This window comes from Aggregatilinea sp. (assembly GCF_036822615.1).
GTDB lineage: Bacteria > Chloroflexota > Anaerolineae > Aggregatilineales > Aggregatilineaceae > Aggregatilinea.
In genome coordinates, this window is the sequence record NZ_DAISHJ010000007.1 from 100,179 (window position 1) to 111,812 (window position 11,634).

The window sequence follows — 11,634 nt, forward strand, 5'->3', positions numbered from 1 at the left end:
AGGGTGATTATGCAGCATACGGAATCCATTCCTGTTTCCATTCTTGGCCCTGAGGGGCTGTCCCCCGCGCCTTACCGCGCTGCGTCGCTGGCCGAAGCCGTCGTATACGAACCGAACGGCGTATATACGGTCGCGCGGACGTTCTTCCGCACCAGAGCCTTGCTGTTCGACGCGCACCTCGATCGCCTGGAAGAATCGGCGCGTTTGGCTGGAATTCTTCTGGATCTGGACCGCGCACGGCTGCGCGCCGCCCTGCGCGAGATGATCGAGGTGGCAGGGTATGCCGACACTAAGTTCCGCATCACCGTGCCGGAAGCCGATCCCGCACATCTGTACCTGTCGATCGAGGCGCTTCAGCCGGTCGATCCCGTCCTGCTGGCGAATGGGGTGAACGTCGCGCTGGTCCCGATCCGGCGCGCGACGCCCCAGATCAAGACGACCGTGTGGATGGAGCAGCGGCGCGGCACTGCGTCGGCGCTGCCGGGCGGCGCGTATGAAGGCGTGATGCAGGACGATCGCGGCTGTGTGCTCGAAGGGCTGTCGAGTAATTTTTACGGTGTGCTGGCCGGTGTGCTGCGTACCGCGGGCGATGGTGTACTGGCGGGCATCACACGAAAGGCGATTTTTGAGATCGCGCCCGATGTGCTGCCGGTCGATTTGACGCCCATTTGCCGCGAAGACATCGGGCGGCTGGACGAGGCGATGCTGACCAGCAGCGGGCGCGGCGTCGTGCCGGTTACGGCGATTGACGGTAAGCCGGTCGGCAGCGGGCGCGTGGGGCCGGTCGTGCAGGCGCTGATGGCCGGATATGGGCAGTGGACCGAGGCGCACGCCGAGCCGATCTAGACGGGATCAGGCGTTTTCGTCGTCCGAGCGGTGCATCTCGTCGAGTACCTCACGCTCGTACTGCCAGAAGGGCATGTTCGATAGGCGGCGGCGCAGCGCTTCGAGGCGCGGGTACCCGTCGGCAAACTCGGCGGCCCATTCCTGAGCGAAATTTCCATAGCGGATCGAATCGAGAATCGTTTCCATCTGGCGGGTGAGCTTGACTTCTTTGAAGCGCTCGATGCGCGAGAGTGTGCCATACTGGTGGGTGAGGGAGTGCATGCCCATGCTGGGCAGGATGCCGCTTTCGGCCCACTTGGAGATGATATAGCCCAGTTCGCCGGACAGGTAGAGGCTGCTGAAGATCGCTTCGGGCGGAAAGCCCTCCCGGTTGAGGACGTCGATCGCGGTTTGCAGCACGCTGTGGATGGCGGGCATGAGCGCCTGCTGGCAGAACAGGTCCAGCTCGGTTTCCTGTTGGAAGGTCATTTCGATTGCGCCGCGATGCAGTGCGCCGAGCGCTTTGGCGATAGCGAGCACGCGCGGCCACGCCTGGCCGGAGGCGTCCTGCGCGACCGAAACGAAGCTGGGAAACCCGGACCCGGCGACGTAGCCGTCGCGCACGGCTTCACCGACCGTTTGGGGCGAGACCAGCACAACGTCTACGAACGGCGGCGGCTCGATGAAACCGAACGTGATGTTATAACCTGAGGCAAAGACGAGCGTGTCGCCGGGCTTGAGGCGCGGCGCAATCTCGATGAGGTAGACCTGGGGGGCCAGCTCGTCGGGAACCAGAACCAGGATCATATTGGAGCGTTCGGTCGCTTCGGCAATCGAGACGACCTCGAAGCCGTCGCGGTAGGCGTGAACCGCATAGCTGTCGTCGGGATTGCCAATCAGCACCGGGAACGCGCTGTCACGCAGATTCAAGGCCATTGGCCTGCCGAGGTTCCCGTAGCCCAACACGGCAATACGCTTGTCGGTGAGCAGCCCAAGATTGGCGTCTGCGTCGCGGTAAATGACGGCCATGCTGTTTTTCCTCTCCGGCGGTCGGGCATTGGGTGGAAACGGGTATGCTGCGTGGAACTCCGCGCATTCTACCCCTATTACGGCCTTCCTGACCAGTCCGGATCGAAGATGAGGGGGAGAAAATACAGTGGAATTATTCGATCTGCGCAACAACTCGCGGCGGTTTGCGTATATCATAGTGGGTAGGGTTCAACTAACGCAGCGTCACCAGGTAGGGTAAGTGACTGTGAGCGAAGAAACCGAGCTCCTGTTGGTGCAGCGAACGCTCGCAGGCGATCAGCAGGCCTTTGGGGAGCTTGTGCAACGATTCGAGCGCGATGTGTTTAACCTGGCATATCGCATGTTGAATGAGCGGACCGAGGCGGAAGATGCCGCACAAGAGGCGTTTTTGCGCGCCTATGCGAATCTGGAGCGCTACGATACTGCACGCTCGTTTAAGACGTGGATTCTTTCCATCACGTCGAATCACTGCATCGACCGGCTGCGCCGGCGGCGGTTGGTCTGGCTTTCGCTGGAAGACGAACCGCTAATGCCACATCCCGCGCTGACGAGCGATATTCCGGGGCCGGAAGAAGCTGCGCTGACGAACGAGCGGAATTTGCTGGTGCAGGATTTGCTGGATGATTTGAATCCTGAATATCGTCTGGCGGTCGTCCTGCGCTACTGGTACGACCTGTCGTATGCGGAAATTGCTGAGATGCTCGATACGACCGAAAGTGCGGTCAAGAGCCGGTTGTTCCGCGCGCGGCAGGTGCTAGCGGAACATCTTGATGCGCAGCATGCGTCGGCGCTCAATCTGGTAGCGGAAGGTTCTTAATGGTGAATGACCCGTCGAATCTGCAACGTCGTATGAATCAGGCGCTCGATCAAGCGCTTTCGGAGTCCGAGTTCGAATCGCTTCAGGAGCAGCTTGCCACCTCCAGGGACAATTCCGAGCAGTGGCAGCGCATGCAGCAAGTCGATCAACTGCTGCGCACGACGCCGCTGGTTGGGCCGTCGTCGGGTTTCGCCGCACGCGTGATCGCGGCAATTGAGCGCTTGCGGTTGGATGAGCTGGCAGATCGCCAGATCAGTGTGGGGGTGGCCCTCGGCTTGATGGCTGCGGCGCTGCTGACGATCCCGTTTCTGTCGGTGGCGCTGATCGTGTTGGTCAGCACGCTTAGCAGCCCCTCGACGGTGACCGCGCTCTTTCAGGGCGTGACGTCGGGGACGAGCTACGCAATCGACCTCGTCGTGGATCTGATCCGCGTGATGAGAGACCTGGCAACCGATACCCCGATGGTCCCCGCACTGCTGACAACAATGATCCCGCTCGGTATGGTGTGGGCGTGGTTGCTGTGGTATCTGTCTGGCCGGACGCGGGTTAAAGCGGAGTAGCTGCACCGGCGTGAACAGAGGGTTGGCGCGGGTAGTGGTGGAAACGAGTTGGTAACGAGATGACAGGGCGAAAGCGGCGAGTACTTATCGTAGGTGCAGCGGCAGTTGGGGCGTTCATCCTCGGTGTTCTTCTGCTGATTGCGGTCGCGCTCGGCGCGCCCGATTTGAGTGGATTCAGCTTCCACGGAACGTTCACACTGAACAGCAGCGAGCAGCGCAGCGGCGATCAGGTGGTGTTTGCCAATAATGCGTATCTGCGCCCTGACAGTGTGATCGACGGAAACACGACACTGATCGCCAACCATGTCGAGATGGAAGGTCGCGTTGACGGGGATCTGGTGGTCATCGCCAACGAGCTGATCCTGGCCGATACCGCCCAGGTGACGGGCGATCTGTCGGTATGCGTCAAGACACTCGACCAGTCGCCGGACGCGCAGATTATGGGCACCTTGAAGCACGAATGCAGCGAGGGTGAACGGGTGACTGTCAGCAGCGCGCTGGATTCGGGACGATCCGGCTGGCGGGGCACGTTTTTGTTCCGGCTGGGCAGCTTCTTTAGCAACACGCTCTTCCTGGGCGGGCTGGCCGCACTGGCAAGCGCGATCTTCCCTCAGCGCATCGGGCGTATTTCGGCCACCGCGCGGCGCTCGCCGGGGCTGATGGGCGGCGTCGGCTGCCTTACTGCCGTCGTGGCAATCGGCCTGACCATCGTTTATGCGCTGTCGCTATTCCTTATCCTGCCGATCATTCTGCTGCCGTTCGCCATTCTGGGCTGGCTGACGCTGGCGCTGCTGGCGGGGCTTGGCTGGTTCGCGCTGGCCTCCGTGACCGGTGAGTTTGTGCTGCACCGCCTGGACATGAACGAGCAGCCGCCGCTGGTGATCGCCGCCGTGGGTGGGATCGCGCTGGGCCTGTTCGTGAACGTGTGGAGCCTGTTCTGGTTCACCGGATGGATCGGCGCGATTGTGTCGGCAGTGGTCGGTTCGGTGGGGCTGGGCGCGGTGATGCTGACGCGCATCGGCAGCCAACCGTATCCGCGTGCTGGCGAATCGTAGGGATCAACGAAGAGCAGAAGCTGATGTGAACTTGAAAGGGTAGGACAACTAGTCCTACCCTTTTTTGCTGCCGCTGCACAAGGTCAGTTGTATGGAAAGGTGTACCCGGGCTGCTTCCGGCTAGAGCATATCGACCGGATCGATGTCGATCAGCCATGCGTCGGGGCGGTCGATGCCGCTCAACACAGCAGCGGGATCGGGGCTGCGCAGGACGAGATGCCAGCGGTAGAGATTGTTCCGCTTGGCGAAAAAACACGGAGTCGGCCCGATGATCTCGGAAGCGGTGTACTGCATGCCGGTGATGTGGTTTTGCAGCGTTTGAGCCGCAAAACGCGCTTCCTGTTCGGCGCGCTGAGCCGTCTCGTACTGGAAAACCACCCGTGCCAGACGCCGGAACGGCGGATACATCTGCTCGCGGCGGAACTCAAGCTCCTCCTTGAAGAACGTTTCGTAATCGTGCCCGGCGGCGGCGCGGATCGCGTAATGTTCGGGCAGGTAGCTTTGCAGAATTACGTGCCCGCCGAGCGCGCCGCGCCCTGCACGGCCCGCGACCTGCGTCAACAACTGGAACGTGCGCTCGCCCGACCGGTAATCGGGCAAACCGAGCGCGGTATCCGCTGAAATGATGCCGACGAGCGTGACGTGCGGCAGGTCCAGCCCTTTGGCGACCATCTGCGTGCCGATGAGAATATCCGCGCGGCGCTCGCTGAAGGACTTGAGGATCATCTCGTGTGCATCGCGCCCGGTGGCGGTGTCGCGGTCCCATCGGATCGTGCGGGCGTGCGGAAAAGTGGTCTGCACGGCGGATTCGATCAGTTCCGTGCCCTGGCCGAAATGCTTGATCTTCGTACTGTGACATTCCGGGCAGACGGAAATCTGGTCGTGCGTATAGCCGCAGTAATGGCATACCAACACCTGCTGAGGGTCGTGGTAGGTGAGGGGCGTGCTGCAGCGCGGGCAGTTGGCGATGTAGCCGCAGTTCCGGCACATGACGAAGGTGGCCGTACCACGCCGGTTGAGGAACAGAATCGTTTGTTCGTGCCGCGCGAGTACCTCTGTGATCGCGGTGTGAAGTGGGCGGCTGAAGATGCTGCGGTTCCCGGCGCGCAGTTCCTGGCGCATATCCACGATGCGCACGTCAGGTAGGGCGGCGCTCATCGCGTCCGAGGCGCTGGTTGGCTGGTAGCGGGCGACCGGCGCGTTGAGGCGACGCGTTTGCTCGGCCAGCCGCTCGCGGTGCGCGATCACGCGGTCAGGCAGATGCAGCAGCGTGTACTGGTTTTGCGTCGCGCGGTAGTACGTTACTACGTCGGGCGTGGCGCTGCCCAACAGCACGGTTCCGCGCGTAAGCTGCATCATTTTGATCGCCGTTTCGCGCGCGTGGTAAAAAGGCGGAGTGATCGGCGCGGAGCTTTTGTAGCTGTCGTCGTGCTCCTCATCCAGAATGATCAGGCCCACATCGGGCAGGGGCGTAAACAATGCCGACCGCGCGCCGACGATGACGTGCAAATCGCCGGAGCGGGCGCGCCGCCAGGTGTCGTAGCGTTCGCCCACGCTGAGGCCGCTGTGGACGACCGACACGCGGCCTGGAAAGCGGGCGGCGAAGCGATGGATCGTCTGGGGTGTGAGCGAAATTTCGGGAACGAGCACGATCGCCTGACGACCCTGTGCCAGAACGTGCTCGACGGCGCGCAGGTAGATCTCAGTCTTGCCGGAACCCGTGACGCCGTGCAGAAGGAATACACCCGACGTATCCGGGCGCGGAGAGACGCGGCCCCAATGCACGGTGTCCATGTAGCGCTGGATGGTGTTCCACGCCTGCGCCTGCTCGGTGGTGAGGGGCGGCGCGAGGACCGGCACGTACTCATGGTCTACGAGCGGATCGCGCCACGATTCAGCTTCGCCCAGGGTCACGAGGCCGTCATCGGCCAATCGCTGGAGCCGCACCAGGGTCGCGCCCGTTTTGGCGTAAATTTCGCCGACGTTCACCGGATCGGGTTCGTGTACCAGCGCGTTGAGGATGTCCAGATAGGGCTGGCTGCCGCGCAGATCGATGATGCGCTGCTGCGCGTCTTTGGGCGAGATCGCCAGCTCGACCCAGGCCGGTTCTTCCGAGCGCCGGACGGTCGTAACCTCCTCAAGTTGGGCAACAATTGGTCGATTCAGATCGCCGAGCGGGACGGCTCCGCCTGCTTTGAGCAGCTTACGCAGCAGTTTGGCTTGAGCAGGCGCACGCGCATACATGGCGCTGGCGAGCCGCGCTTCGATCTCGTCGTTGGGCACGGCCAGTTCGATCCACGTCTGCCTCGGCTCGATGATGACTTCGCCGGATTTGGCGAGGGCCTTGACTGGGGTAGGCGTGCAGCCGACCGCAAGACACAGGGCGCTGAGCTGCATGCGGTGGCCGCGCGCGGTGATCAGCGCTTCGAGGATGTTGGCGCGGCGGGATTCGCTGCCGATGCGCGGGGCGATATCTTTCACGCGCGAGGCGGGAATCGCCAACTGGACGGTGCGCACCATCTTCGGCTTGACGTCGGGGGAATCGAGCACCGGTTCCTGTTCGACCACACCGCGCTTGACGAGGGCGGTCATCGAGGACTGCCAGTTTGTCTGGGGCAGGGAGTGGGTCAACTGCCGCCCACGCAGCGGTCCGCGACGTTTGAGCAGGCCCAGGATGCGCTCCTGGACGGTGGAAAGCGATCCGTTCGAGTCCTCTTGGAGCAGCGTATAGAGAAAATCGCCGCGCTTGGCAAGTCCGGGGGGCAGCATCAGCCAGAGACACGCCGCCAGCGGGGTCAGCGATTCGGCAGAAAGCCAGCGTGCCAGCTCGATTTGCACCGGGGTGACCACGGGCAGCGGATCGATGCGCTCCAGGATGGGCTTGGTTTCGGGGATGTCTACACTGTCTACCAATGCGACCACGATGCCGGTCGTGTGCGCCGTGCCAAATGCAACCTTGACCAGATGGCCGGGCGCGATCTTTCCGGCTAATTCCGGCGGGATGTGGTAGGAGAACGTGCCGCTTACACGGCGATTCACGGCGACTTCGGCAAACATGGCGCGGATTTTCCCCGTCGAGTGCTCGGTCAGGCTGCGGCGATCAGGATGTGCGTGTTACGCGGTGGTGGAGTCATAGAACAGGGCCGCGCCGTATCCGACGACCTGGCTCATGTCGCCTGTGGTGTCGCCGGAGGTGGCGTAACCGACGACCTGAGCAGCGTCCGCGCCCAGCAGCCGCGCTGCGATCATGACAGCGGCCAGCGCGCCGCGCCCGCACGCGAATCCGGTTCCCTGGTGCTCCGCCTCGATCACGGCGGCGGGATCGAATGCTTCGACCGCATCAAGCAGTGTGTGGTCGAGCGTGTGGGCGGTCGGCTGCGGGTAAAAGTGGGACAGATCCGAACTGGCGACTAGCAGCGTGCGGCGGTCCGCCAGGACCTCGGCCAGCGCGCGCCCGATCGCCTGCGCTGCGTCGAGCGACTGGTCGATCAGGGCGAGGGGCAGCAGGGCGAAACCGGGTTGTAGCGTCCGCTGCAAAAAGGGCAGTTCGATTTCGATAGCGTGCTCAGAGTCGCGCTGTACCGCGTGCGTCGGAACGCGCGCCGTAAACGCGGACAGGGCGCTGCGATCGACGGGCACCGTGCCGAGCGGCGTTTCATATGCATCGTGTCCCGTAGTCAGCAGCGGCGCGGCATAGGGATAATGCGATGGGCCAAGCACGGCCACGACGTCCACCGCCAGATCGCGCACGGCCTTATAGGCGCAGGCCGCCACGGGGCCGGAATAGTAATGCCCTGCGTGCGGTGCCAGCAGCCCGATCACGCGGCCCTGAACGTCTGGGGGTGGGGCGTCGTCGAGGTACCGGTCAATGTTCTGCGCAAGCTGAGCGGGCTGGGCGGGATACCAGCGGCCTGCCAGCGGCGACGGACGAACGTTTTGAAACGCAGCGGCTGTCATATCAACTCACTATAGGACATATGTGCAACTAGTCCCAGTATTTTACCGCGCTTGAGGCGGAATCACCAGAATTGCGCGTCACGATATAATCCATTTTATAGCGTTCAGGAGGTCAAATCTATGCGCCAGTTCTCGATCTCGACACGATTGGGTCTGCCATCCCCTGTATGGCCGTTTGTGTTCGCCGCGCTGGTGCTATTCGCGCTGGCGGCGCTGTTTGTTGTACCGTTTGCGCTGCCGCTCGGCGGACCGGAGCCGCGCGCTCCGTCGGATCTGGCGGATGAGAACGGCGCGTTTGCAACCGTGGATGGCGTGACGCTGTACTATACGCACCTGCCGGGCGACAAGGGTCCAGTGGTGCTGGTGCACGGATTTGGCGGGTCAACGGTGACGTGGAATGGTACCATGACGGCGCTTGCCGGGGCGGGATATGAGGTCTACGCGGTCGATCTGGCCGGGTACGGGCTGAGCGAAAAGGGCTGGACGATCGACTATCGTGAGTCGGCGCAGGCCGCGCGCGTATTGGGGCTGATGGACGAACTGGGAATTGACCAGGCCGCGTTGGTAGGGCACTCCATGGGGGGACGGGTGGTAACACTGATCGCGCTGGCACATCCCGAATGCGTCAGCGGGTTAATCCTGGCTGCGCCCGCACTGGCGGGGCAGGGCGACGGTGGGATCCCGATTCCAGGTTGGCTGTTGAACGTGTCTGTTGTGCGCCGGTGGGCGCAGATCGCGCTGCGGCAGATCGGGCCGGATCTGGTACCCGATTTGCTGCGGGATGCCGCCTACGACGACGCGGCGATTACGCCCGATCTGGTGAGCGGGTATCAGCGCGCGCTCGATACGCCGGGATGGGATCTGGCGCTGTTGGGCATCACGCGGGATGGCGGGACATCTGCGCTGCCACGCCCCTTAAGCGCTCTTGCGCTGCCCGTGCTGCTGGTGTGGGGTGCGGAAGATACATGGGTTCCGGCGCTTGAAGGGGACGCATTAGCGGCGGCACTGCCGGATACCGAATACATTGTGCTGGAAGGGACGGGGCATTTGCCGATGCATGAGGCGCCAGAGGCATTCAACACGGCACTCCTTGATTTTCTGGCGCGCTGGGTGATCGGTTAAACGCGAGCAGCCGGGATCGTCCCGGCTGCTCGTGGCGTTCACTATAAGGGCGGGCGATTTGCTAGTCGTTGAAGCGGGCGAGCACGTCGCTTTCGTCCATTAGCAGGTACGTCTTGCCGTCCAGCTTGATCTCGGTGCCGGTGTATTTGGGGAACAAGACGCGATCCCCCACCTTGAGATCGGTGGTCATTTCTTCCGAACTGCCGACAGCTTCGATCGTGCCCTGCTGGGGCTTTTCCTTGGCGGTCTCGGGCAGCAGGACGCCCCCCGGAGTCTGCGACTCGCCCTCCATCGGCAGGACAAGCACGCGCGCGCCCAGAGGTTCGATCTTCATCTTATCAGCCATCCTTAGAATCTCCTTCTTCGAGTCCTTGAACTCAACCAGTCGGCCATCAAAGGCCACATAGTGCCACGGCGGGCTTATGACCGCTGCGCGGCAGCCTTGAGCTTGTCAAGCAGCATCCGCTCGGGAACCGCACCCTCGACGTAAACTTCTTCGCCGATGACGGTGCGCGGCACGCCCATCACATGATAACGATTGCCCAGGTGCGGGAACTCGGTGACCTCCACCATATCGGCGGTGATCTTGGGCGACGCGTATGCCAGCATGTGCGCGAGCGACACGGCGCGCGGGCAGTAGGGGCAGGTGGGCGTCACGAATACCTGGAGGTGGAGCGGTTCATCGAGCGCTTCCAGAAACGCCAGCGTTTCCTTTTCCAGCTCGACCGAGCCTGCACCTACCAGCAGGATCGCCTCCAGGAACGAGGTAAACTCGTAGCCGGAGGGGATGCCGTAGAAGCGGATGCCAAAATCCTTGTCGCCTTCGAACACGGCGATGGCGGGAATTTTGTCGATGTTCAGCGACGCGGCCAACTCGCTGTCGGCCTGTAAATCGTGGATTTCAAGCGTCACAAGGTCAGACAGGGCCGAAACTTCCTCGGCAATCTGGCGCGTTTCCTTGCAGTAGCCGCATTCAAATTCCTGCGTGAACAGGTGCAGCGTCACGGGAGTGCTAACCGTCGAAAGCAGTTCGCGTACCTGATTCTGGGTGTCGGTATCCATTAAACTCATGGGAGCCGTTGCCTCGCTTGTCTAGTGAATAAGGTTCACCCAGTTAGATGCAGCCGGACGCATTTGGTTGTGTATTTTGGTCCTGAAAGATTTCACTGCGCCATTCGTTCGCGTCACTTCATCCATCATAACGAACCCGCGCCCGGCTGACTAACAGAATCACATTAGAGTCGCCGCTTGCGCCGGAGTATAATGGGCGCACGACACTTCAGTGGATGGTAAAAAGGGGAGAAATTCACTTGGACATACTTGAGACGCTGCTTGGCCGTGATCGGCCTCGGGATAGTGGACTGTTCGACCGGCTGGGTAATTTGTCGCGCTGGATTATTGGCTGTGGCTGCCTGCTGGTCGTGGCGATTGTGGCGGGCGTGGCGCTGCTCGTGGCGGGCGTGGTGCAGTTGGGCGATCAGGCGATTCCGCTGCTGATCGTCATCGGCGTGATCGTCGCGGCGGTGTTTTCGCTGGTCCGGCTGCAATTGTAACGTGGCATTTCATCGACGTGACAGGGGCCGCTCAGGAGCGGCTCTTGCGCGTTTTACGCTTGTCCTGGGCCGGGCTGGACGAGTGCATTTCGGACGATTCAAGCAGATCCAGGATGGCCTGCCCGGTGATGAATACGCGTCGCAGTCCTTCGGGCTGGCTGGCCCGCAGTTGACCGGATGCCAGCAGTCGCTTGACGGTGCTCAGGCTGACGTCGAGGATCTCAGCGACTTCTTCGCGCGAGTAAATTCGCAGCGGGACGATCGGCGGACGTTCGGTGTGGTCCCGGTTCGGCATGACGATGTAAACTCCTCGACGGTTACGGAAAACTCTGGCGAACCCACTGCATCGGATCGACCTGAAGGCCGCTGACCCACAACTCCCAGTGCAGGTGCGGCCCGGTGACGCGGCCCGTCGAGCCGACGTACCCGATCACCTGACCTGCCGCGACCACATCCCCCGGATTCACCAAAATCTGCGATTGGTGCCAGTAGCCGGTATAGACGCCCCAGCCATGATCGATGATGGTCGCGTTGCCGCGCACGGTCAACGGCTCGGCCAGGACCACGACGCCCGCCGCCGGTGCGACGATGGGCGAGCCGGGCGCGCCGCCGAAGTCGGTCCCGCTGTGGAACGTGTTCAGCGAGCCGCTGTTGTAGTCGCGCTGCGTGCCGTACTGGGACGTGATCGCGCCGGAGGACGGCAGGCCCATCACGCC

13 protein-coding genes are annotated in these 11,634 nt (G+C 62.5%); 6 read left to right on the forward strand and 7 right to left on the reverse strand.

What is annotated here, in order from left to right:
- The first annotated feature begins 9 nt into the window (after nucleotides 1-9).
- Nucleotides 10-846 carry an aminotransferase class IV gene (locus tag V7116_RS04335; protein WP_324390655.1) on the forward strand — a complete coding sequence of 279 codons (837 nt, stop codon included), beginning with the start codon at nucleotides 10-12 and terminating at the stop codon, nucleotides 844-846.
- 6 nt (nucleotides 847-852) lie between these two features.
- Here V7116_RS04335 and ilvC read toward each other — a convergent pair whose 3' ends face one another.
- Nucleotides 853-1,854: a ketol-acid reductoisomerase gene (ilvC, locus tag V7116_RS04340; protein ID WP_324390656.1), complete on the reverse strand. Its 1,002-nt coding sequence runs from the start codon at nucleotides 1,852-1,854 to the stop codon at nucleotides 853-855.
- Between the two features lie 226 nt (nucleotides 1,855-2,080).
- On the opposite strand from ilvC, the gene V7116_RS04345 reads away from it, so the two are divergent.
- The 3 genes from V7116_RS04345 to V7116_RS04355 are packed head-to-tail and all read left to right on the forward strand — an operon-like array spanning nucleotide 2,081 to nucleotide 4,286.
- Entirely contained in the window at nucleotides 2,081-2,671 is a 591-nt protein-coding gene (locus tag V7116_RS04345) for an RNA polymerase sigma factor (RefSeq protein WP_324390657.1), read from the forward strand.
- Nucleotides 2,671-3,231 carry a hypothetical protein gene (locus V7116_RS04350; protein ID WP_324390658.1) on the forward strand — a complete coding sequence of 187 codons (561 nt, stop codon included), beginning with the start codon at nucleotides 2,671-2,673 and terminating at the stop codon, nucleotides 3,229-3,231. Before V7116_RS04345 ends, V7116_RS04350 begins: the two co-directional genes overlap by 1 nt.
- A 59-nt stretch (nucleotides 3,232-3,290) precedes the next feature.
- Nucleotides 3,291-4,286 carry a polymer-forming cytoskeletal protein gene (locus V7116_RS04355; protein WP_324390659.1) on the forward strand — a complete coding sequence of 332 codons (996 nt, stop codon included), beginning with the start codon at nucleotides 3,291-3,293 and terminating at the stop codon, nucleotides 4,284-4,286.
- Between the two features lie 120 nt (nucleotides 4,287-4,406).
- On the opposite strand, the gene priA is transcribed toward V7116_RS04355, so the two are convergent.
- Both priA and amrB read right to left on the reverse strand, forming a co-directional pair.
- Entirely contained in the window at nucleotides 4,407-7,343 is a 2,937-nt protein-coding gene (gene priA / locus V7116_RS04360; protein WP_324390660.1) for a replication restart helicase PriA, read from the reverse strand.
- A gap of 57 nt (nucleotides 7,344-7,400) precedes the next feature.
- Nucleotides 7,401-8,243: an AmmeMemoRadiSam system protein B gene (gene amrB / locus V7116_RS04365; protein WP_324390661.1), complete on the reverse strand. Its 843-nt coding sequence runs from the start codon at nucleotides 8,241-8,243 to the stop codon at nucleotides 7,401-7,403.
- A 120-nt stretch (nucleotides 8,244-8,363) separates the two neighbouring features.
- Between amrB and V7116_RS04370 the strand changes: the two genes are divergently transcribed.
- Nucleotides 8,364-9,365: an alpha/beta fold hydrolase gene (locus V7116_RS04370; protein ID WP_324390662.1), complete on the forward strand. Its 1,002-nt coding sequence runs from the start codon at nucleotides 8,364-8,366 to the stop codon at nucleotides 9,363-9,365.
- A gap of 61 nt (nucleotides 9,366-9,426) precedes the next feature.
- Here V7116_RS04370 and V7116_RS04375 read toward each other — a convergent pair whose 3' ends face one another.
- Both V7116_RS04375 and pdo read right to left on the reverse strand, forming a co-directional pair.
- A complete protein-coding gene (locus V7116_RS04375) occupies nucleotides 9,427-9,699 on the reverse strand; it encodes a GroES family chaperonin (protein ID WP_324390663.1) in 273 nt (90 codons plus the stop codon).
- A gap of 86 nt (nucleotides 9,700-9,785) precedes the next feature.
- Complete coding sequence (gene pdo / locus V7116_RS04380; protein WP_442891760.1) at nucleotides 9,786-10,436, reverse strand: protein disulfide oxidoreductase; 651 nt, start codon at nucleotides 10,434-10,436, stop codon at nucleotides 9,786-9,788.
- 239 nt (nucleotides 10,437-10,675) lie between these two features.
- Here pdo and V7116_RS04385 point away from each other — a divergent pair, with 239 nt between their 5' ends.
- On the forward strand, nucleotides 10,676-10,918 hold the full coding sequence (locus V7116_RS04385; RefSeq protein ID WP_324390665.1) for a hypothetical protein: 243 nt from the start codon (nucleotides 10,676-10,678) through the stop codon (nucleotides 10,916-10,918).
- Nucleotides 10,919-10,949: 31 nt separating this feature from the next.
- Here the strand turns inward: V7116_RS04385 and V7116_RS04390 are convergent, their stop codons facing one another.
- Complete coding sequence (locus V7116_RS04390; protein ID WP_324390666.1) at nucleotides 10,950-11,213, reverse strand: helix-turn-helix domain-containing protein; 264 nt, start codon at nucleotides 11,211-11,213, stop codon at nucleotides 10,950-10,952.
- 22 nt (nucleotides 11,214-11,235) lie between these two features.
- Nucleotides 11,236-11,634 (reverse strand): M23 family metallopeptidase (locus V7116_RS04395; RefSeq protein WP_324390667.1); only part of this gene is annotated, 399 nt, incomplete at its 5' end.

What these genes read in the sequence shown, in the direction of transcription:
- V7116_RS04370 (WP_324390662.1), top strand. Translation starts at nt 8,364, where the DNA reads ATGCGCCAGTTCTCGATCTCGACACGATTGGGTCTGCCATCCCCTGTA.
- ilvC (WP_324390656.1), bottom strand. Translation starts at nt 1,854, where the DNA reads ATGGCCGTCATTTACCGCGACGCAGACGCCAATCTTGGGCTGCTCACC.
- amrB (WP_324390661.1), bottom strand. Translation starts at nt 8,243, where the DNA reads ATGACAGCCGCTGCGTTTCAAAACGTTCGTCCGTCGCCGCTGGCAGGC.
- V7116_RS04375 (WP_324390663.1), bottom strand. Translation starts at nt 9,699, where the DNA reads ATGAAGATCGAACCTCTGGGCGCGCGCGTGCTTGTCCTGCCGATGGAG.
- priA (WP_324390660.1), bottom strand. Translation starts at nt 7,343, where the DNA reads ATGTTTGCCGAAGTCGCCGTGAATCGCCGTGTAAGCGGCACGTTCTCC.
- V7116_RS04350 (WP_324390658.1), top strand. Translation starts at nt 2,671, where the DNA reads ATGGTGAATGACCCGTCGAATCTGCAACGTCGTATGAATCAGGCGCTC.
- V7116_RS04355 (WP_324390659.1), top strand. Translation starts at nt 3,291, where the DNA reads ATGACAGGGCGAAAGCGGCGAGTACTTATCGTAGGTGCAGCGGCAGTT.
- V7116_RS04390 (WP_324390666.1), bottom strand. Translation starts at nt 11,213, where the DNA reads ATGCCGAACCGGGACCACACCGAACGTCCGCCGATCGTCCCGCTGCGA.
- V7116_RS04335 (WP_324390655.1), top strand. Translation starts at nt 10, where the DNA reads ATGCAGCATACGGAATCCATTCCTGTTTCCATTCTTGGCCCTGAGGGG.
- pdo (WP_442891760.1), bottom strand. Translation starts at nt 10,436, where the DNA reads ATGAGTTTAATGGATACCGACACCCAGAATCAGGTACGCGAACTGCTT.